Source organism: Pedobacter sp. SG908, from assembly GCF_011759615.1.
In the GTDB taxonomy this organism is placed as follows: Bacteria; Bacteroidota; Bacteroidia; order Sphingobacteriales; family Sphingobacteriaceae; genus Pedobacter; species Pedobacter riviphilus.
This window is the reverse complement of sequence record NZ_JAAOYY010000001.1, coordinates 1,977,338-1,998,740: the sequence shown is the minus strand read 5'-3', so window position 1 is coordinate 1,998,740 and position 21,403 is coordinate 1,977,338. Positions and strand designations below refer to the sequence as shown.

Below are 21,403 nucleotides of genomic sequence, written 5' to 3'. Positions count from 1 at the left end.
ATTTATCGTTAAAAAGTTAGGTTCATACCAAAGGTGATGGTACGCGCCCTTGGATATGGGCTCCAGTCGAAACCCGGTGTAAGCGCAGAATGGCGCACTGAAACTTCGGGGTCCAAACCGGAATAGTTGGTCCAGGTTATTAGGTTTTGTGCCGAAACATTAAAGCGGGCTGATTGTATTTTAAGCTTTTTCGTTACTGCAGAAGAAAGATTATAGCCCAACGAGACTGTCTTTAACCGAAGGAAGGAGCCATCTTCGATATTCCTGTCGGAGAACACATTAGGGCCATAACCACCGGCTACAGGCAAATCGCTATTCTGATTTTCCAGAGACCACCTGTTCTCGTAGGTTTTAAACATATTCAGACTTGGCCTGGCTTCTGCGCCTTCAAATACAATCCGGTTCGCATTTAAAATGTCATTTCCGTAAGACCATTGTAAGAAAATATTGAGGTCAAACGGTCCATAATTGAAATTGTTGGAAAAGCCTCCAATGTGTTTCGGATTAGGATTACCAACAATCGTCTGATCATTTGCATCTACCACCCCATCTCCGTTAATGTCTTTGTATTTGATGAAGCCTGGCTTAATGAGCGAGCGGGCGCTCCCATTATTCGGTACGTCAGGTTTCAGTTCATAGCTACCGTTAGACAATACATTGAAATCGCTTAAAGGATACACCCCATCAAAAACATAGCCGTAAAACAATGCCACAGGGCGTCCTGGCAAGGCTATATAGGGTAAAGAGTTATTGAAATTGGCGTTCCAGTTCGAAACACGTGTAATTAAACTAGGCTGATCACCATTTAACTCTTCGATCTTGTTGGTATTAAAGGCAATGTTAAAATTGGATGTCCAGCTAAATTTCTTTGTACTCAGGTTTATGGTATTTAAGGTAAACTCCAAGCCCCTGTTTACCACAACACCAATATTTTTAAATGCGGTAAGGTACCCCGTTGAAGTAGGCAATGAAGCATTCAGTAATAAGTCTGTAGTTCTTTTATAATAATAATCGGTAGTTAAACTGATGCGTTGCTTAAAGAAACTTAAGTCTATTCCAAGGTCAAGGTTTCCCGTTCGTTCCCATTTAAGGTTCTCATTTCCCAGCCCAACAGGTACAGTTCCTTTAATGTATTGTCCGTTAAAGTAATAACCACTTCTGGTATTTCCAGTGTTGGCCCCTACTTCCTGATCCAAAACGCTCAGGTACGCAAAGTCCGATACCCGGTTGTTTCCGGTAATTCCATAAGAAGCCCTTAGTTTTGCAGAAGAGATGGCCTTAACTGATTTCAGGAAATTTTCTTCCCCGATATTCCAGGCAAAGGCCCCGGAAGGGAAATAGCCCACTCTGTTATCCTTGGCAAATTTTGAAGATCCATCACTACGGACAGAAGCCGTGAACAGGTAGCGGGAGTTAAAGGTATAGTTCACACGACCCAGGAAAGACACCAGCGTTGAATAACTACCTGAGGTTGTTTTTACCAGGACAGTCCCCTGGTCAAGCCCCCTGACACCCAATGACTCATTTGGCAATAAAATAGATACAAATCCATCTCCCTCCATACTATTTCGCTGCATGGTAAATCCAACTACTGCATCTAAACGGTGCTTCTTGTTAAATGTCTTGTTAAATGTAAGCAGGTTCTCGTTCAGCAAACTACGGATATTTTGATTTTCGATGGAACCATTAATGCCGTAGCTTTGCCCGTAAACGGTTCTCGGATTTCCGGCTGCCGTATTAGCATTGTTAAAACGCTCAAAAATCAAACGGGTATCCGTCATCCCGCCACTCAGCTTGAACTTAAAATACTTCAGGAAAGAATACTCCGCAAAAGCATTGGCAGTAAGTGATTTGTTAAAAGCATACTGATACAAGTTGTTGGAGTTTACTACCGGATTTATCCTTAAATCTGTATTACCCGCCACATCGTCGTCAAAAGGCTGATCAAGGAAATTTTCGTCATCCACATTGCCTGTAACAGGCCTGTATCCCCAGGTACTGTACATCAAATATGAGCTGGCATTTCCGGCCGAGCTGCTGTTTAGGTTATCACTGGTTAGATTTGCTATCTGACCTTTTTTGATTCCGTATGTATAATTGGTATTAATGCCAATTCTCATATTTTTTCCCAAACGCTGATCGATCTGAAACCGTCCCTGGTACCGCTTATACCCACCATTAATCACAATTCCATTCTGATCTAAATAAGAGCTGCTTACCGAATATTTTGTAGCCGCAGTGCCACCCCTCATAGAGAAGCTATGATTTTGCATAAATGCATTCTGTAATACATGATCCTGCCAGTTTATCCCACGTTCATTGCGGTAAGCATCTAAAGTTTTGCCGTCTTTAAGATACAAAGCGGTAGCGGAAGTCTTATTCAAGTCCAGCTGGTATTTCACAAACTCATAAGGGCTCATCACTTCTATCTGCGTTGACGGATATTGATAGCCCAGCCAGTTGTTATAATTAACTACCGGCGCGCCTACCTTACCTTCCTTGGTCTTGATCATGATCACACCATTGGCTCCTCTCGCTCCATAAATTGCCGTAGAAGATGCGTCTTTCAATATATCTATTGATTCAATATCATCCGGATTAATGGTATTGTTGTCGGGATTTTCCAAAGGAAAACCATCAATTACATAAAGTGGTGAGTTTGACTGGGTAATGGAATTCCCTCCGCGAATGGTGATGTTGCTAATACTGCCTGGCTGTCCATCACCAGAACCAACCTGCACTCCTGCCACCCTTCCTGCCAAGGCATCTTCAAAGGAAACTACCGGTGCCTTTTCCATATCTTTCATCACTACAGAACCGACCGAACCAGTCAGGTCCTTTCGTTTTACCTGGCCATAACCAACAATTACCACGTCATCTAAAGCGGTGTTGTTAGGCACCAGCTGAATTTTATACTGGTTTTGACTGGTGATAACTACAGTTTTGCTGATATAGCCAACCATAGAGACCACCAATAGTTCACTTTCTTTTGTATTAGAAAGACTAAAGTGGCCCTGATCATCTGTTACGCGGGAAACTGTTTTCCCCTGGATGACTACTTTCGCACCCGGCAAGGGTTTCCCGGTTTCTTCTGTAACAGTTCCACTAATGGTTTTTACCGCTTGGGCCAGACTGGAAAGCGGAATACCCAGAACCAATAGCACTGTTAAGAGTAAGTTTGGTTTCATATTCATTGTTTATATTTGGTTATATTGTTACCACAAACATTTACACATCTGCAGTATATTTTTAAATGACTCGCTAAAGCATTTAAAACCTCATCCAGATCCGGGGAATAGCAATTAGAGCTTAATAACAATAATTACTACGCATATAAAAAATGATCAACATTATTAGTCTGGTCTGGACTGGTTAGGTTAACAAATATAATATATTTTATTTCTTTACAAAAAATAAAAAAATAAAAAAAGCTCTTCACACACAAAATGGGGTGATTATTGAATAATTGTTAGGTGGGCTGGTTTGGTTTGTATGGTGTATTAATTACATTTGCCTAAATAATATACCTATGATCTCTGAAAACACACTCCAGAAAGGCAATCAAGGCAAAATGAAATACCAACAGCTTGCCGATCACATTATGTCACTGATTGAAATTGATCAGCTACATATTGGAGATCAGCTGCCTTCTCTCAAGCAGCTGCAGTTACAATTAAAAATGAGTAAGGAAACTTTACTCAAAGGCCTAAATGAACTTGTTGAAAAAGGCATCGTTGAATCTGTATACAGGAAAGGATATTATGTACGCAAAAAGGCCATTCACCATTCCTTCCGCGTGTTTTTGCTGCTTGATAAAATGAATATTCTGCGTGAACAGTTTTATAGGACGCTTTTTAACCAACTGGAAAACCGCGCCGATATAGATATCTACTTTCACCATCATAATTATCAGGTATTCGAAAAATTGATCAAAGAAAATCTGGGTTCATATACACATTACGTCATTGCAACTTTTTTAAAAGAAAATGTAGCCCCGCTCCTGAACCTGATTCCGGACAAGAAAAGAATAATTATTGATTTAAACGAGCAAGGTTTATCAGGCAATTACAGTAGTATATACCAGGATTACGGCTTTGACATTTATAATAGCCTTCATAAATTAAAGGCTGAGTTAAAAAAATACGATCGGCTGATATTGGTTGCCCATCCCGAAGCTGTTCATGCCAGGCTAGTAATTGAAGGTTTTTTACATTATTGCACTGAAACTGAATACCCCTACCTGATACAATCTGAGATTGATGAAAAGACTTTTCAAAAAGGTAATGCTTATGTAACCTTCAGCAGGTACGACACCGATGACGTCATGTTAATTAAGCTTGCGCGAAAAAAGAAACTTAAGTTAGGGAAGGATATAGGTCTCATCTCTTATAATGATACACTTGTGAAAGAAGTGCTTGAAGATGGTATTACGGTCATCTCAACCGATTTTGAGGCAATGGGTAAAACAGTCGCACAAGCCATCCTAGATGAAAAAATTGTGATTACAAGAAACCCGACAAAAGTGATCAAAAGACGTTCGCTCTAACTTCTAAAGTTATTTAAAACAATGAAGCTTTAACAATCAGATTGTTAAGTGGGGATTATCCGAAAAGTGGCCACTCATTTCGCTCCTAAATGTGCACTGATTACCGTTTAAAGCGTGCCGTCGGCTAATTTTTAGCGTTTTCAGACTTCTAGAATCTTCTTGTCGTCTACATAACAGAACGCGCTGCAGGTGCTTTAAAATCTGCAAAAAAAAGAAAGTGTAGATTGTGCTATGTGATCTAGTTTAGATGGACTGTTTTTTCGGGCCTGGAAGAGTCTTGAATGATGACTGATGGGCCTCGCAGAGATTCAGGGAATAAAAATCTATTCTGGAAACCTGGCAGAGCGGATCGTCGCACTTAAAAACTGAAAGCTGAAACTTTGGATGAACTTTTATCTTTGGGTATCTATCGCTTTTGATTGCGGCTTCAATTCCAAATCGTCTTTCAATCGTAATTTTCGAAAATTTACAGGTAAATCCCCTTCAGATTTTTTCAGAAAACCAGCCGAAATAACATATCCCAAGGCGCTATAGTTCCGCCACTCATTCCTTATTACTCAATTATTCCTTCTTGACAGCATACATGCTTGTAAAATCGATTTATTTCATTTATTATCAACTACTTAAAGTGTAACTCCACTTTAACTAACTCATTATTACAAACCAATAAGAGGTGCCACGAAGCCTCGTGGGGCGATTATCATTTCTAAGTGTTCCACCTTTGCTATTAAAACTCTGAAATTTTAGATCGATAATCATGAAAACAAGACTTTTTTTATTTTCCGCGCTAATCTCTACAATGATATTGACCTTCGTATCGCGCAAAAAAGATAAGGTTGAGGTCCCCACTAAGGTTTATCCAAAAACTGTAAGTATTGAATATAAGTGCAGAGTAGCTTCAGGAACCCCTAGCGGCTTATATTTTTAAATGCCTGCATAACAGCACATTTACATATTGTATCTATCTAATATATAACCCCTAAAATATGAGTACACGATCTATAGGTTTGGTAACCATCTTGATCCCGCTAGTTTTCCAGCTACAGGCGCAAAAGACACCTAAAGTAACTAGCCCGAACACCCCCTTTAACAAAGTAGCAGCTGAAGCCATGATCGGCAAAGACGGTACCTGCACCATTAAGGGCTTTGTATCTAAAAAAAGTAACTACATGGTCAACCTGGTAGAGCTATATCTCTGCACTGATTATTTCCTCGAATTTCTCGAACTCAAAAAGAAAGACAAAAAAGGTAAGAAAGCGATATACCTCTCAGACGAAGCCTTTAGCTACCGGATATTGACTATGATCGGTGCAGATGGCAGCTTTGAATTCAAAGGGCTGAATCCGGGCAAGTATTATCTGCAAACAAGGGTCGTACAAACCAAGGTAGGTAATGGTGAAAAGCAAGTAGGTACTGAAACTACGACCACCTACAATGGTCTTGGGATACAGGTGGGACAAGGCAGTCGGGCCATCATGGAAAAAACCCGCTACCTGTACCAGACCGACGAGAACCTTGCGAAAATTGTAGAGATCAGTACCAATGGGCAGGTTATTAATCTTACACTCTAAAATTACCAGACATGACCACAAAAATAATGGCAGGCTGTGCCTTATTCATGGCTTTATCGATAAGAACCATCGCACAGATTGTACGTATACCTGATGCGAATTTCAAAAGAAGTATTATTGAGCAAGGTGTTGATACCAATGGAGACGGAGAAATCCAGGTAGAAGAAGCCAGAAAGGTGACTGTATTGTATACTACTAAATCCGATATAGTTTCACTGGAAGGCATCAAAAGCTTTATCAACCTGGTGGATTTTGGCTTTCACGAAAACAAAGTGAAAACGGTAGACGTTTCGGGTATGAAAAAACTCAAATTTATATATGGTTTTGACAACCAGTTGGAAACCATTCTGACAAAAGGCTGCGATAGCCTGGTGAATATCAGTTGCCACAAGAACAAGCTCAGGAGTATCGATGTTTCTCACCTGAAAAAATTAGTCATTTTAAGCCTGGGATGGAATCTGCTTACCCGGTTGGATGTAAGTAATCATACCTCACTACTGCAATTGGAGGTGAATGATAATTCACTCCAGGAAATAAAATTCAACAATTGCCCTGAAATGCTCGATATCTGGATGTCTAGGAATCAAATAGCACATCCTATCGACCTTAGAGCAATGCCCAGGCTGAAGTTCTTCAGAGCTTATTCCAATCCCATCCCTGCGCTGGATATCCGGGGCCTTGCCAATCTTGAAACCTGCAGGTGCTATGATTCGAATATCAAAACGCTCAACTTAAGTGGCACGGTAAAACTAAATGACCTGAGTTGGTATTAATAAAAAATGGTACAGATTAAAATAATTTTTCTCTTTTAGCACCAGGTGCAGATACCAGCGGTATCACAAGAAACCTCACAGAAATGTGAGGTTTTTTTGTCTAAAAGAAGATTTACTGCGCTAAAATCCAGAACTGCCGTTTGCTGTCACTTTATCCAGGCTGCTCCGACACAGCTGTACACCAACCTTACCGGAAGATAACTTTCTCTTTACCTTTTTTTAGCTATTGTTAACCGCTAGAGTTAAAGCGAAGCAAATCTTTGACTAACCTGATCTGCAACGATACCCTAACTCTATTAATGCAGGTGTGAAGCATGTATATAGCAAGCCATAAGCAGACCTGGCCGGAAGGCGGCTTAAACGTGGAGTAAATGCGGCGTAAAGGTGGATTTTGGATTATTTATTTTGGAACTTTTAATCAGATGGATGGACTTGGGGTATCGTCCTTTTTTTGATTATCCCAATATACTAAAATGATAGTAAAACAATGGAAAAAAGCTTCGGAAATCGGCAAGGATATCAGAAATGCCGATTACGTAGTAGTCATTACAGCTGTTTAAATTCATAACTAATACTTATTTGATCGATAGGCAATAACCTGTCTACCCAATTTTAAGATATAACAATTTTATTTAGCTTATCTTTAACAGACTCATCTAAAATAAATTTAACCGATAGAGTAGTCATTTTATGCACATTTATCGCTTCCGTTTTAATAACAGCAAAAAAACCTCAATACTATTGTTTTGGTTTTTTACAATATTACTAACCATTCCGTTAACAGGCATAACAATCGTTTTACTACCAGATTCGCACCCGCTTTTCCCAGCCTGGCTATTGCTGATCTTATTACCATTAACGTTAATCGCGATTTACAATCTGTTTAAATTGGCACCCCGAAGAAGGTCGGCGGAAATTATTTCATTAAGTAACGAGGGCTTTTCCAGTTCTTGTTTCGGTTCTGTGCTATTTTCTGAAATCAACTGCATTTGGGTTCCTGTAAGAGAAATAGGGTTATTGGGAGGGCTGCCGCTCGACTATTACAAAAGAACAGATGTGAATACTCCCTACTTAGAATTTTCGATCAGCACTTGTGATGGAAAAAAGTTAAAATGGATATTGAATGAATGGGGCGGACTTTACAACTCAGAAGAAGAGTTTTTAATTTTCTTCAACTTCCTCACGGCGCTAACCGATAAGCTGTACCAACTTTATCATGCTAACAAAGCATTTAGCTCCTATCTAAAAATTTTTGATGAAAAAGGTTTCTGGGAAAAGTCACGATTGGATATTTTAAAGTAAGCCTTCCTGGGTAGCAATCCGCATTAAGTCGGCAACATTTTTGGCTTTCATTTTTTGTAATAGATTTTTCCTATGGTTTTCTACTGTAAACTTGCTCAGAAACAATAGTTCTGCTATACCATTTGTATTTAAACCAGTAGCTATCAGTTTTAGAATTTCTTTTTCACGTACTGTTAAATTAGCAATACCTTGATTATCATCTGAAAGCGGTTTGGAAATAATTTCACTTATCGCCTTACTAAAGGCAATATGTCCGTTTAATGCCATGTTAATGCAGTTTACAATTTCATCAATAGGTGCGTCTTTAAGGATATATCCATTGGCACCGTTGGCTAACATTTTCATTATAGCACTTCTTTCCTGATGATTGCTAAAGGCCAAAACCACGGTATCGGGAGCGATGGTTTTTATTTCTTTGCATATATCTATTCCGCTAATATCAGGGAGTATAATATCCAGTAAAACAATTTTTACAGGCCTTAGCTTTAAAGCGGAAATAAACTCCTGTCCACTCGTAAAACCACCAACAATTTCGAAAGTGGATGTTTTATGCAGCAATTTAATCAAGCCTTCTATTATGATTGGGTGATCGTCTACTATGGCTACGGTGGTTTTAGGCTGTAACATACAATTCTATATTAATGGAGGTACCAGATTTATTTTCTTGCGACAAAATTTCAATTTTTCCTTTTAAGTATTCTACACGGCTTTTTATATTTCGAACGCCTATCCCCTTAACGATATCGATATGACTTGTATCAAAACCTTTCCCATCATCTTCAATGGTTATAAAAAATATGTTTTTGTTTTGAGAACATTGCAGCAATAGGTTCTTAGCATTGGAGTGTTTTGCAGCATTGGCCATTGCTTCCTGCACAATCCGATAAATATTGATTTGTTCGCGTGACTTCAAATTATTACCTATACCGAGGCACTGAAATTCTACCTTTAATTTATCTGAAGCTATTGATTCGCATAAATCTCTTAACGAAGCTTCTAGCCCCAATCTGATCAACATTTCGGGCATCATGTTATGCGCTACACGCCTAAGCTCCTTCATCGTGTTTTCCAGGTGAACAACAACATTTTGAAGGTCTGAATCGTTATTTTTACTTTCATTAATATAATGTGCCAGATTCATTTTTGAAACCGCAAGCATACCTCCAACCCCATCATGCAAATCTCTGGCTACTCTATTTTGTTCATCTTCTTTAGCATTTAACATTACTTCTACCAATTGAATATGCTGCTGGCTATAAATATCTTTTAAATCTTGTTGATGGTTTAAGTCTTTCTGTATGGCCAGTTTTTTACTGTTGCGAAAAAAGAACCAACCTACAATAGCCAGAATTAACAAAAACAGACTGATTAAAGCCAAGAGCCAGTTTGCTAATCTACTGTTTCTTGTGATGAGCTTTGTCTTTTCGTTTTCAGCGTTGAGGTTCATGATGGTTTTTTCGTTTTCAGCTGTCTTGAATTTTATTTCAAGGGCGTTGATCTTTCGCAAAACCTCTTGTTTATTTAAACTATCATTTAAAACACTATACTTTTTAAGCCACACATAAGCAGTATTGCGGTCCCCCATTTTATCATATACTTCTGAGAGATCATAAAAACAGGCTAAGATATTTGTTGGTGATTTTGAACTGTTTTTCCGAACAATATCCTCAATCAGCGCAGCAGCTTGCTGATAACGGCCATACGCGATGAGTGTTTTGTATTTTTGTATATTCAGGACTTCTATTTGGTACTCGTCGTTTATTTTAACCGCAATTTTAAGTCCGGTATTTGCGCTTTGGAGTGATTTATCATAGGCTTTATTTTCTCTATAAAATATGCATTCTGCCAGATAATATTCAGTATGACTTAAACTATCATTACATTTCGGCATTAAATTTTTAGCTTTTTCTAAAGTTCTTTTGGCTTCCGTTATTTTGTTGTTATACAAATAGTTTTCTGTTGTTCCGATGTAAGCATCATATAAGTGAACAACATCCCACAGCTCTATTTTTTCGAAAGTAGCAATAGCCAATAGAAAATATTTTTCTGCCTTATCATACTGTTTTTGATTCATGAATACAGACGCCAGATCTTCATAGTACTTGGCTAAAAATTCGTTTACTCCTGCTTTTTTTATTAAGGGGATGCATTTATTTAACAGGATTTCTGCCATAAGAAGCTCATCGCCTTTTTGTTGCTGTAAATTAGCGTAATTCCCCCAGCCTTTTGCTCTTAAAAAATATGCTTCGTCAGTATTAAATTTCGATAACTGTTTATCAGCTTCAATATAATTAAGTTCACTTTTTGTTGCATCGACAGGATAATAATAAGCGCCCAGATAATGGTAATAAACGGCTTTTACATAGGGATATTTAGCTCCGTACTTAAAACCTGTAACTAAATACTTTTTAGCAACTGTACGGTTTATGTCGCGCCAATAGAAACCTAGTTTAAAGAAAACACGAGCCCTCAAACTATCAGATTTTGTATGTTTTGCAAGATTCACTAAACTATCGGAGAAGCGCTTGCTGCTTGGGGGTAACTGCTTTTTTAATACCTGGGTAATACTGTCTGCATAATTTTGCTTATTTGAAGGGCTTTGTGCGTAAACCTTAGAAAAAAAGAACAAAAAACAAACGATGCATATTTTTATTTTCATACTGAATGACCAACCGGATTGCCGCAATATTTAAGATAAAATCTTACATATAAAAATAAATATAAAAAATAGCTGAAAACAGCTAGTTCGAAATTGACTTTTTTCAGTCATTGCTGCTGCCCTTTTGCGCCTGTAGCTTTGAGTAATTAATATTTCACCTATAAAAATTTATTTACTCAATGAAAAAATTATTTAAAACCCAGTTAACAAGTGCATTTACATTCTTATTTGTTGTTACTTTATTGGCTTCTTGCAAAAAAAAGGATGATGCACCGTCAAATGGCAAGTTCCCCCTGACAAATTTCAATGCTAAAATTACCCAACAGGAAAATCTTCCTTCGCAATCGGCAGTTTTAATTGACTTTGACGTTAAGAACATTTCGGGTACTGATTATACAGTTGAAAAATATGCACTTAATCCTGTTAAACTCAAACTGACAGTAGTAGCAACTGATGGATCTAGTTATGATGAAAATAGTTATGTAGCCGATGTTCAGGCTGGTAAAACATTCTCTGCAAAGTTAGCAGTCGATTACTCTGTAGGCAAAACAGTAGATTTAACTAAAAGTAAAATCGAATTGCTTTATTAATTCATACTCAGTTATTGTTTGATCAAAATTTTAGTAGGTGCTTAATAAACAATAAATAAGTACCGTTGTAAAGTTAATCGCTGCTCAATCACCTGTGTCTAAACCTGAATATTCATTTAAGATGTATTCAGGTTTTTTTAATGAATAACTGATTACCACGCTCACTATTTCACCATTGCGGGATTAACATTGATTAATATTTGGTCATTGTTAATCCTATTTGGTGCCAATCTCTACCTTACCGCCATTTTTAAACAGATCGTGGGAGATAAAATACCCGCTATTTGCTTTCCCATTAACTTTAATATTGCTAATGGCTCTCCCCCTACCAGGTTTGGTTATCGTTAACAATTTGCCCGTACTGGTTTTCCACTTAATCTCATCAAAAAGTGGAGCGGTAATCAAATATTCCGGATCGGTTGCAGAGAATGGATACAAACCTAAAGAACTGAATACATACCAGGCAGACATCTCGCCGGCATCATCCATTCCCGAAAGTGCCAAGCCATCGCTCCCTATGCCATACAGTTCGTTTAAGATTTTATCGATTATTTTTTGCGATTTTTCTGGTTTCCCAATAAAAGTATAAGAGAAAGGTGCTTCGTGATCTGGCTGGTTACCCTGGCAGTATTGACCAATCATGGTTTCTACATTCCTTGCAATATATTTCGGATTCCAGGGTAAGGTAAATAAGGAATCTAGCTTGGATTCGAACCCTTTTGCACCGCCATATAGTTCGATTAAACCTTTCATATCATGAGGAACATAAAACGATACCTGCCATGCATTGGCTTCTCTGTACATGTATTCGTAGTAAGGATATTGTGGATTAAAAGGTTTGATCCAGTCGCCATTTTCTAACCTGCCCCTCATAAACCGCGTGCCCGGGTCAAACATGTTTTTATAATTTTTTGATCGGGCCATCAGGATGTGATAATTACTGCTATCGCCTAGTTTTTTAGCAATTTGAGCCAGCGAATAATCATCATAGGCATACTCCAGCGTTTTAGAAACACCTGCTTTAGCTTTGGTTTCTACATGAGGGTTTTTAACATCAGGATCTGAAATATAGCCCTTCTCGATGTACTCTTTCACAAATGGACGGGCACCACCCTCCACATTGGCATTACGCAACAAAATCTGGTAAGTACCTTTGATATCGAAATCATCTATTCCCCTCAAATAAGCACCCGCAATTGATGATGCGCCATGGTCGCCATGAAAAAACGTAGGAATAAAACCCGTTTTATCGCCAACATCTTTCATTGATTTAATTACATCAAGGGTTACTTTAGGCGTAATCAGCCCTAATAGTACATCTTTATTGCGATAGGTATCCCAAAGTGATGGCTCAGTATAATAATTGAAATTTCCTTTTACCACATTGCGCTTTGCATCTTTAAATTCACCATTAATATCACTCCTTAGCGCTGGCCATAAAAAAGATCTGTACAGGCAAGAATACAACATCTGTTTTTGTTTCTCAGTTCCTCCCTTAACCTGAATATTAGACAAAAGCGCCTCCCATTTTTCAGTAGCCTCATGCCGAACCTGCATAAAAGTTTTATTGCCGATTTCTTTTGCCAGATTTTCTTTAGCATTGGCTACACTTACAAAAGATAAGCCGATCTTAAGTTCTACAGGTCCGTTGCTTCCATTGGCAAGGTGAACAATGGCATAACCCGAGCGTTTACCTACATCAGTCTGATCAAGTCTTTCGATCTTGCCATTTACAGTTGCATAGAAGTAAATATTCTCCCCTCCTTGAAAACCTTGTATGGCCGAAGTACCAACTTGTTCGATATTCCAGGTGTTAACGCCACTGTTGGCTTTCCCCATACTAAATAGGATTTGCCTGTCGGTATTGCTTTTGTATGTATATTCATGAAAACCACATCTTAAGGTCGAGGTTAACCTAACATTTACCTGATAATCATCCAGATAAACCTGATAAAATCCAGGTGCCGCACTTTCTTTTTTGTGCGAAAACTTTGATCCAAATTTACCATTTGGGTTTGATAACGGTAAAATCGGTATATTACACAGGTTCCAATGCCCTTTATTGGTGTGTGCAAAACCATAAATAGTATCATCTTCATACTCGTAGCCAGCGCCAGAGCCAAATTCTGTAATCGGACTTAATTGCACCATAGCATTAGGTAATGAGCTGCCTGGAAAAGTTAAACCTGCCCAAGATCGCCAACCCTGCGGTAATTCATATCCCAAAATTTTAGGATCAGTTAAAGGCGCAGTACCGATAAAAGTATTTACATATTGGGTTAATTTGGTTTGCGCCTGAGTTTGGTATAGACTCACGACGCCCAGAAGTAAGAAAATGGTTAAGGATTTGGTTAGCGGCTTCATTTAACATAAAACGTTTTAGTACGTCATACCAAATATATAAAATCTATCAAGTTCATCTATAAAATATCAGAATAGTTACTATTCACATATTCCACCATAAAAGTCGTTATTGCAATGACGACTTCATGAAGTCTTTCAAATGGCTTAAAAATCGACTATTAACCATGCCAGCTATTACGAAGAAAATTGAAACTCAAAATGCTGGGATCTGTAAATATGATAGAAAATCCAATGCTTAAATAGTTGAATAATTTGCCAAATATCGGGATACTTTATTGCCTGGCTTTTCATGCCTCCTATTCTATTTTATATATCTTTGGTTTACACACTAATCAAATAACCAACATGCTTCCAAATTACAGGCAAAATATTGTTTGCACCGTATTATCGTGTTTACTCCTCCTCTGCTTCGCAAACCACCTTTTAGCCCAAAACAAAGAAAATCATGCTTTCATAATGTGGGATAATAAACCTGCGCAAAAATGGATGACCGAGGCATATCCTATTGGCAATGGCCGCATTGGCGGGATGATTTTTGGCAGTGTTGATCAGGAACACATTCAGTTTAATGATAACACTTTGTGGACCGGCGATGAAAATGACCGTGGCATGTATCAGGCTTTTGGCGATCTCTTTATCGATTTCAACAATAAAGATCAGCAATTTACCAACTACAGCCGCAAATTGGATATTACCAATGCGGTGCATACCATTAATTACACACAAAACGATACCCAATTTAAACGTGAGTATTTTTGCAGCTTTCCGGATAAAGTGATGGTGCTTCGTTTTACCGCTAACCAGAAAAAAGCTTATTCTGCCAGTATTAGTTTAAAAGATGCACATCAGGGTACAATAATAGCAAGCGGAAATACCATACAGCTTACTGGTAAACTATCAAATGGCATGACTTATCAGGCTACTGCCCTCATTAAAGTAGAAAATGGGAAGCTTGAGGCAGTTAAAGATGGTGACAAGGAAAAATTAAAAATAACCAATGCAGATGCGGTTACCCTTATTTTTACTGCGGCTACCAATTACGTTAATAAACGTGAGCAAAACTGGAAGGGCGAAGAACCTGCACCTAAAATTGAACGCATTTTAAATGCGGTTAAGGCCAAAAGTTACGATAAACTGTTAAATGCACACATTAGCGATTATAAACAGCTGTTTAACCGCTTAAGCTTAAACCTGGGCACCAGCGATGCGAATAACCAGAATCTGCCTACCCATGAAAGGTTAATCAATTATAAAAAGCTGGCCGATCCGGCACTCGAAGCTTTAATTTTTCAATATGGCAGATATCTGTTAATCAGCTCATCAAGGGCAGGTGGTTTACCTGCCAATTTACAAGGCCTTTGGAATGAAAGTAATACCCCACCCTGGGGAAGCGATTACCACTCTAACATCAATATCCAGATGAATTATTGGCTGGCCGAGCCGACCAATCTTTCTGAGTGTCAGATTCCGTACCTGGATTATATTAATAGCATGAGAGAAGTGAGTGCTATAGCCACCCGCAAGCAATATCCCAATACAAGAGGTTGGACGGTAAAAACAGAAAACAATATTTTTGGCGGCATGAGCTTTCTATGGAATACCCCTGGAAGCGCCTGGTATGCACAGGCGCTCTGGGAGCATTATGCCTTTAAAAAAGACAAAAATTATCTAAAGAATTTCGCTTACCCGATTATTAAAGAAATCGCTGAATTTTGGGACGATCATTTAAAAAGAAGACCAGATGGAACATTGGTATCGCCGTTGGGCTGGTCGCCAGAACACGGACCAACTGAAGATGGGGTAACACACGATCAACAAATTGTGTTTGATCTGTTTACCAACTATATTGAAGCTGCTGAAGTTTTAGGTATCGATGCTGATTATAAAAAACATATTGCAGATCTTAAAGCACACTTACTGAAGCCTAAAATCGGAAAGTGGGGCCAGCTGCAGGAATGGGAAACCGATCGCGATGATCCTACCGACCAACACAGGCACATTTCACATCTCTTTGGTTTGCATCCCGGAAGAGAGATCAGTACCATTAAAACGCCAGAACTCGCAAAAGCTGCAAAGATAACTTTAACAGCACGTGGTGATGTATCGACTGGGTGGTCTATGGCCTGGAAAATTAATTTTTGGGCGAGATTGCAAGATGGCAATCATGCTTATAAAATATTACAGAATTTCATCACTCCCGTTGGTGGCTCAGGTACCGATTATAACAAAGGCGGTGGAATTTATACCAATCTGTTCTGCGCACACCCACCCTTTCAAATCGACGGTAATTTTGGTTATACTGCAGGTGTATCGGAAATGTTGTTACAAAGCCAAACAGGTGAGTTACAACTCCTGCCAGCCATACCCGATAAGTGGGCGACGGGAAGTATTCAAGGTTTAAGAGCTCGTGGTAATTTCGAAATTACAGATCTGCAATGGAAGGATGGTAAAATTGTAAAGCTCTCCATTAAATCCTTATCTGGCGAAAACTGCATCATAAGAAGTCCAAATGCATTAAAAGCAAATTTAAATGGAGTTACAAATGACAAAGCCGAAAATGATTTTAAATACAGTTTTAAGACACAAATAGGGAAAATATATTATTTTGAAGGCTTGAATAAATAACTTACTGAGTAGAACTAAAAATAAATATTAAATTATTCTCCAACTAAAAGCTCAATCCTACAATCATTAGATCTGTAGCATTTTCCTTTGGATTTTAGTTCAAAAATAGATAGCTTTAAATATCAGAATATCCAATAATTACACAGCAGACACTATACAAAAGGTTTGTTGTACCAGATTTTATCAACACGTTAAACAATGTAAAACTTGAAGAAAAAAAAATCATGAACAAAGGGATACTAAGGGTATTATCGGTTAAATTGTTACTTCTATTGTATGCACATGTAGTTTATGCACAGAAAACCCCCGAATGGGTTCTTCCAAGTACTCCTTTTAACGAATTGGAAACGGCCAAATTGATGGAAAAAGGAACAGCTACCATACAAGGAACAGCTACACTGAAAAAAAAGGGAAAAGATAACTTTGGTGTTAAGGGAAGCCAGATTTTATTGTTTCCAGTAACGCCTTATCTTACTGAATTCCTGGAACTGAAGAAAAAATTCAATAGCCGAAAAAAACAGGCAACGATGAGCCCTTTGGCTTTTAGTTACCGGGTAGAAGGTAGATTTCTGGATGATAAGGGAACCTTTGAATTTACCAACTTAAAAGCTGGAAAGTATTATGTAATTAGCTGGATTGCATTTGGTAGGCAGAAAACGGTTGCTGTCCAGACTGGAACAAGCACCTCTTATAATGTTTATGGATATGCTTTAGGTTCATCGCCAATTTACGAAGATTACCATTATGACGTATTTATTGAAAATGAAATCAGCGGATTTGTTGATGTTAAGGAAGCTGGTGCAGTAGTGAATGTAGTGGTGAGTAATTAAAATCAGAAAACAATGAAGAAAAGATATTTCTATCTGTACATCATCATTCAGATGACCGTATCGTTTGGTGCTTTTGCTCAGTCCATAAAAATACCAGATCCTAATTTTAAAAAGCAACTGATTATTCAGGGTATAGACCTTAACGGAGATGGAGAAATTCAACTTTCTGAAGCACAAAAACCGACCAAATTAAGTGTAGATCAGGCAGGCATAAGTTCATTAATTGGTATTAAGAATTTCACAAACCTAAAAGAGTTGAGTTTTTGGAATAACCAGGTAAAAGTACTGGATCTAGAGGGAATGAAAAATTTGGAAGAGATTTTTGGATACAACAATCAGATTCAGAGCATCAACCTGAAGGGCATGACAAATCTCAGAACTTTACATGTTCATCAAAACAAAATCAGTGCTTTAGATTTAACGGGTTTACAAAAACTTGAAGAGATAAAAATGCATAATAACGCACTTAATAAAATTAATATTTCGAATCTCCCAAAGCTTGAACATATTGAATTTCAGAAAAATATGTTGACCGAATTTAACGTGACAGGATGCCCTGCCGTGAAGCTGATCAGGTTAGATGAAAATCAATTGTTGAAATTAGATTTTAGAAAATTTTCAGAGCTCGAAGAATTATCGCTTAGGGATAATCCACTTGTAGCTATTGATGTGTATGGCTTAAGGAAACTTAAATCCTTAGACTGCTCTTATACCCGTTTAACAAATGTTAACATGAGTGGAACCGTAAGTTTAAGCAAAATGGAGTGGTAATCACTCTTTGACTCTTGGTTAAAAATAGCTGTTTCTGGTCATTGTTAATGTTAACTACTTGATTTAAATTAGACTGCTTTTTGAATTGATCAAAAAATATTCTCATTTTAAAATGGGATGCAACCATTTTATTTATGGAGCGTCTACTTAAAAACCAATAAAATTCAAGTAAAAAATGAAATCTGGAATTAACTGTTACCTCTTGTTTGTCAATCAATGTACGAAATTATTCGTACTTTTTTTACTGTTATTCATATTGCCTTTTTTAAGCGTAAAAGCACAAGTGAAGGTAAAATTTAATGGTATGGTAAAAGATATGGCTACTCAGAAACCCATCCCCTATGCTACCGTTAATTTACTTAAAAATGATGTGGCTAAATCTATTGTATTTAGTTCTCACTCAGATGATAATGGCCGGTTTACTATCAATGCTGATACAGGTACCTATATACTTTCGATTGTTTTTTTTGGTTATACATCACTAACCAATAACTGTAAGTTTTATCATCGTATGCCTGCAGATACAAAGTTATTTCTGATGAAGCCTTCCATTAACCAGCTTGAACAAATTAATATTACAGGTCAAAAAGCTTTAATTAGCCAGGATAAAGACAAACTTGTTTATAATGTAGATCAAGATCCATCTGCTAAAAGTGAAAACTTAACCGATATTTTCAGAAAGATCCCAATGTTGAGTGTAGATGGTGAAGGTAATATACAGTTGAATGGCCAGGCTAATTATAAAGTATTACTCAACGGACGCGAAACAGCCATGTTTGCGCTTAACGTCAAAGATGCACTCCGAGGCTTTCCAGGAGCTGTAGTTTCAAAAATTGAGGTTATTACCGCACCCTCAGCTAAATATGATGCTGAAGGTATTGGAGGTTTAATCAATATTATTACCAAAAAAGCTGTTTTAGGTTACAATGGCTATTTAAGTGCTTATTATTCAAATATCAACTATCAAAGCAGTAGCAATTTTAGTGTCCAATCTGGCAAATTTGCCATGACAGGAACCTATTTCTTAAGTGGAAATTACAATAATAAGTCGCAGATAACAAGTGAAACCACGCCATTACAACCAACTGCTTACCAAAAAAGATTTTTAGAGGGAGCGCGCATTACCAACCGTTTTTCAAATAACGGCCTTTTAGAAACAAGTTACAGTATAGATAGTTTGCAAACGATAGTAGCCTATGCAAACATTGGCGGAGGAAATAATAAAAGTAGACTCGACCAAAATATTACCACTACGTTTGCAAGTACAGCTATACAGTATGACTTATTTGATCAAAATATCAGGAATAACTTTCCTTCTTTTGGTATTGGAAGCGATTTTATTAAAAAATTTAAAGGAAGTCCGGATAAAGAGCTAAGTTTTAGGTTTAATGGCCAGTTTAGTAAAAATGATGGCTTAAACAATAGTTTGATGAATACCGCTAGTTCTGACCTGTTCAGGCAGAATGAAAGCAATTCAAAAAATAGAGAATACACTGTCCAAACCGATTTCATCCAACCATTTACCAAATCAATGAAACTGGAAACCGGAGTTAAATTTGTTTTTCGAAATGCAAAAGCCAACTATTTAAGCTTAAGCAAAACAGATGAAAATCTACCGTTTGAACCTGACTATTTTAACTCAGACAACTTTGCTTATAAACAACAAGTGTACAGTGGCTATGGTTCTTTGTCATTTACACTCAAAAAGTTAAATTTCCGTACAGGCATACGTTTAGAAAATACCAGCGTAAATGGCAATTTCTTTAGTTCAGATACCGAGGTAAGGCAAAATTACACTGCATTGATCCCTGATTTCTCAGCAAATACCAAATTGGGCAAAAATTACACGGTTGTATTAAGCTATACGAAACGTTTGCAGCGCCCTTATATCAACACCTTAAATCCTTTTGTAAACAATAATGATCCCTTGAATATTTCTTATGGCAACCCTGATTTAAGTGCACAGACTATCCATACACTATCATTCCAAAACCGTCTACTTAAAGGGGCTAATTTTATCACATTCGGCTTAAGCACATCTTATTCAGGAAATATGATTATACAATATACTACTTTCAACGAGCTTAACGGAGTAAGTACAACACAATATGGTAACGTTGGAAAAAATAGGGAAGCAAGTGCCCTACTCACGCTATCTACCTCTTTAAGAAAAATTAGTGGAGGTATAAATTCAACACTCCGTTATAATAAAATTGAAAATACCATTATTTCAAGCCAACAGGAACAGGGTTTTAGCTGGCAAGTTGCCTTGTATTTCAATTATAAAGTGGTAAAATCGTTCTCTATCAGTGGTAATGGTGGTATTGATAAACCAGCATATAGCCTGATCAATACCTTTAATACTTTTCCTTTTTATCAGATCAACTTCGGGTATAAATTCTTCAACGAAAAACTAAGTGCAACAATCAATTTTAACAAGTTTTTTAACAAGTGGAGAACAAACAGGTCGTTTACTGAGGATGCCAATTTTAAGATTCAATCAACAACTACCTCCCCATTTAGGGTAACTTATGTTGGTTTCACTTATAATTTTGGGAAGTTAAAAGAAAACCTGTCGAAAAAAAGAGGAGTAAATAACGATGATTTAATCAACAATTAATAAAACAAGCAGCAATAAAGATAAGCTTAGATATTAATAATTCAATCACTCACTTTGTAAAACATTTCCTATTAGATTTTCGTTTAAAAGTAAATAGATTTAAGCATGGATACATCCAATAAATTACTCACCGAGCATAATGCTAAAGTTGTTGTACTTGATTTTATCAATGGCTTAAACACCGAAAACTTTGATCTGGCCAGACAGCAACTTCATGATGATATGACTTTTAAAGGCGTTATGGGTGAAAGAAATGGCGCAGATATTTACATCGAAGACATGAAGAAAATGAAATTCAAATACGATGTAAAAAAAGTATTTTTAGATTTTGAGGATGTTTGTTTGTGGTACGACATAAACATGGGCAAAAACACCATATTTGCCTGCGGTTGGTACCATTTAGAAGATGAGAAGATTAAATCGTTCCAGGTGATATTTGATCCCAGACCAATTGTATAGTTAACAAACCTGCTTGAGTTTTTTAATAATGATCTTGTTATTTTCGAGTTGAAAAAGAAACAATAAAAACTCATCTGTTTCGCTGATCTCGATGTTTTTTATCTTACCGGATTGATCATTTCCGTTTGTAATCTCATCTCCTACTTTCAGGTCTAAAAGTGTAGAAGTAGGTAATTTATCGTTGATGGTGATCATTTTAAATGGTAAGTTAATGTAAAACATATTGTTGAAGTGTAAAACGCAGGTATTCTGACCATGCACAGGCAATTTCTGTTGCAATGAATAATTTTACA

16 protein-coding genes are annotated in these 21,403 nt (G+C 37.4%); 11 read left to right on the top strand and 5 right to left on the bottom strand.

What is annotated here, in order from left to right; translation table 11 throughout:
- Nucleotides 1-8 precede the first annotated feature (8 nt).
- Complete coding sequence (locus FHT21_RS08200) at nt 9-3,188, bottom strand: TonB-dependent receptor (protein WP_167294209.1); 3,180 nt, start codon at nt 3,186-3,188, stop codon at nt 9-11.
- A 383-nt stretch (nt 3,189-3,571) separates the two neighbouring features.
- Here FHT21_RS08200 and FHT21_RS08195 point away from each other — a divergent pair, with 383 nt between their 5' ends.
- The 5 genes from FHT21_RS08195 to FHT21_RS08175 all read left to right on the top strand — a co-directional run bounded on the left by FHT21_RS08195 (nt 3,572) and on the right by FHT21_RS08175 (nt 8,192).
- The gene (locus FHT21_RS08195) at nt 3,572-4,546 is read left to right on the top strand and encodes a GntR family transcriptional regulator (RefSeq protein WP_167294208.1); all 975 of its coding nucleotides are present in this window, start codon (nt 3,572-3,574) and stop codon (nt 4,544-4,546) included.
- A 384-nt stretch (nt 4,547-4,930) separates the two neighbouring features.
- Nucleotides 4,931-5,080 carry a helix-turn-helix domain-containing protein gene (locus FHT21_RS08190; RefSeq protein ID WP_167294207.1) on the top strand — a complete coding sequence of 50 codons (150 nt, stop codon included), beginning with the start codon at nt 4,931-4,933 and terminating at the stop codon, nt 5,078-5,080.
- A gap of 452 nt (nt 5,081-5,532) precedes the next feature.
- Complete coding sequence (locus tag FHT21_RS08185) at nt 5,533-6,117, top strand: hypothetical protein (protein WP_167294206.1); 585 nt, start codon at nt 5,533-5,535, stop codon at nt 6,115-6,117.
- 11 nt (nt 6,118-6,128) lie between these two features.
- The gene (locus tag FHT21_RS08180) at nt 6,129-6,890 is read left to right on the top strand and encodes a hypothetical protein (RefSeq protein ID WP_167294205.1); all 762 of its coding nucleotides are present in this window, start codon (nt 6,129-6,131) and stop codon (nt 6,888-6,890) included.
- Between the two features lie 741 nt (nt 6,891-7,631).
- On the top strand, nt 7,632-8,192 hold the full coding sequence (locus FHT21_RS08175) for a hypothetical protein (protein WP_167294204.1): 561 nt from the start codon (nt 7,632-7,634) through the stop codon (nt 8,190-8,192).
- On the opposite strand, the gene FHT21_RS08170 is transcribed toward FHT21_RS08175, so the two are convergent.
- Together FHT21_RS08170 and FHT21_RS08165 are read right to left on the bottom strand one after the other, a co-directional pair.
- A complete protein-coding gene (locus FHT21_RS08170) occupies nt 8,184-8,819 on the bottom strand; it encodes a response regulator transcription factor (RefSeq protein WP_167294203.1) in 636 nt (211 codons plus the stop codon). The genes FHT21_RS08175 and FHT21_RS08170 overlap by 9 nt on opposite strands.
- Nucleotides 8,806-10,851 (bottom strand): sensor histidine kinase, encoded by a 2,046-nt coding sequence (locus FHT21_RS08165; RefSeq protein WP_167294202.1) that lies wholly within the window; start codon nt 10,849-10,851, stop codon nt 8,806-8,808. The genes FHT21_RS08170 and FHT21_RS08165 overlap by 14 nt, the downstream gene beginning before the upstream one ends.
- Before the next feature lie 179 nt (nt 10,852-11,030).
- Between FHT21_RS08165 and FHT21_RS08160 the strand changes: the two genes are divergently transcribed.
- The gene (locus tag FHT21_RS08160) at nt 11,031-11,441 is read left to right on the top strand and encodes a hypothetical protein (RefSeq protein ID WP_167294201.1); all 411 of its coding nucleotides are present in this window, start codon (nt 11,031-11,033) and stop codon (nt 11,439-11,441) included.
- A 216-nt stretch (nt 11,442-11,657) separates the two neighbouring features.
- On the opposite strand, the gene FHT21_RS08155 is transcribed toward FHT21_RS08160, so the two are convergent.
- A complete protein-coding gene (locus FHT21_RS08155) occupies nt 11,658-13,805 on the bottom strand; it encodes a GH92 family glycosyl hydrolase (protein ID WP_167294200.1) in 2,148 nt (715 codons plus the stop codon).
- A gap of 456 nt (nt 13,806-14,261) precedes the next feature.
- On the opposite strand from FHT21_RS08155, the gene FHT21_RS08150 reads away from it, so the two are divergent.
- The 5 genes from FHT21_RS08150 (at nt 14,262) to FHT21_RS08130 (ending at nt 21,110) form a co-directional block, all read left to right on the top strand.
- Entirely contained in the window at nt 14,262-16,430 is a 2,169-nt protein-coding gene (locus tag FHT21_RS08150; protein WP_167294199.1) for a glycoside hydrolase family 95 protein, read from the top strand.
- 224 nt (nt 16,431-16,654) lie between these two features.
- Nucleotides 16,655-17,260, top strand: a complete 606-nt coding sequence (locus FHT21_RS08145) for a hypothetical protein (protein ID WP_167294198.1) — start codon at nt 16,655-16,657, stop codon at nt 17,258-17,260.
- A 12-nt stretch (nt 17,261-17,272) separates the two neighbouring features.
- Nucleotides 17,273-18,031 (top strand): leucine-rich repeat domain-containing protein, encoded by a 759-nt coding sequence (locus FHT21_RS08140; protein WP_167294197.1) that lies wholly within the window; start codon nt 17,273-17,275, stop codon nt 18,029-18,031.
- A gap of 175 nt (nt 18,032-18,206) precedes the next feature.
- Nucleotides 18,207-20,651, top strand: a complete 2,445-nt coding sequence (locus tag FHT21_RS08135; protein WP_167294196.1) for an outer membrane beta-barrel family protein — start codon at nt 18,207-18,209, stop codon at nt 20,649-20,651.
- Between the two features lie 105 nt (nt 20,652-20,756).
- Entirely contained in the window at nt 20,757-21,110 is a 354-nt protein-coding gene (locus FHT21_RS08130) for a nuclear transport factor 2 family protein (protein ID WP_167294195.1), read from the top strand.
- Here FHT21_RS08130 and FHT21_RS08125 read toward each other — a convergent pair whose 3' ends face one another.
- Nucleotides 21,111-21,305: a hypothetical protein gene (locus FHT21_RS08125; protein WP_167294194.1), complete on the bottom strand. Its 195-nt coding sequence runs from the start codon at nt 21,303-21,305 to the stop codon at nt 21,111-21,113.
- Between the last annotated feature and the right edge of the window lie 98 nt (nt 21,306-21,403).

Excerpts from the sequence above, each read along its gene's own strand:
- FHT21_RS08190 (WP_167294207.1), top strand. The coding sequence starts at position 4,931 with ATGAACTTTTATCTTTGGGTATCTATCGCTTTTGATTGCGGCTTCAAT.
- FHT21_RS08145 (WP_167294198.1), top strand. The coding sequence starts at position 16,655 with ATGAACAAAGGGATACTAAGGGTATTATCGGTTAAATTGTTACTTCTA.
- FHT21_RS08185 (WP_167294206.1), top strand. The coding sequence starts at position 5,533 with ATGAGTACACGATCTATAGGTTTGGTAACCATCTTGATCCCGCTAGTT.
- FHT21_RS08180 (WP_167294205.1), top strand. The coding sequence starts at position 6,129 with ATGACCACAAAAATAATGGCAGGCTGTGCCTTATTCATGGCTTTATCG.
- FHT21_RS08140 (WP_167294197.1), top strand. The coding sequence starts at position 17,273 with ATGAAGAAAAGATATTTCTATCTGTACATCATCATTCAGATGACCGTA.
- FHT21_RS08160 (WP_167294201.1), top strand. The coding sequence starts at position 11,031 with ATGAAAAAATTATTTAAAACCCAGTTAACAAGTGCATTTACATTCTTA.
- FHT21_RS08165 (WP_167294202.1), bottom strand. The coding sequence starts at position 10,851 with ATGAAAATAAAAATATGCATCGTTTGTTTTTTGTTCTTTTTTTCTAAG.
- FHT21_RS08170 (WP_167294203.1), bottom strand. The coding sequence starts at position 8,819 with ATGTTACAGCCTAAAACCACCGTAGCCATAGTAGACGATCACCCAATC.
- FHT21_RS08150 (WP_167294199.1), top strand. The coding sequence starts at position 14,262 with ATGTGGGATAATAAACCTGCGCAAAAATGGATGACCGAGGCATATCCT.
- FHT21_RS08195 (WP_167294208.1), top strand. The coding sequence starts at position 3,572 with ATGAAATACCAACAGCTTGCCGATCACATTATGTCACTGATTGAAATT.
- FHT21_RS08125 (WP_167294194.1), bottom strand. The coding sequence starts at position 21,305 with ATGATCACCATCAACGATAAATTACCTACTTCTACACTTTTAGACCTG.
- FHT21_RS08130 (WP_167294195.1), top strand. The coding sequence starts at position 20,757 with ATGGATACATCCAATAAATTACTCACCGAGCATAATGCTAAAGTTGTT.
- FHT21_RS08155 (WP_167294200.1), bottom strand. The coding sequence starts at position 13,805 with ATGAAGCCGCTAACCAAATCCTTAACCATTTTCTTACTTCTGGGCGTC.
- FHT21_RS08200 (WP_167294209.1), bottom strand. The coding sequence starts at position 3,188 with ATGAAACCAAACTTACTCTTAACAGTGCTATTGGTTCTGGGTATTCCG.
- FHT21_RS08135 (WP_167294196.1), top strand. The coding sequence starts at position 18,207 with ATGAAATCTGGAATTAACTGTTACCTCTTGTTTGTCAATCAATGTACG.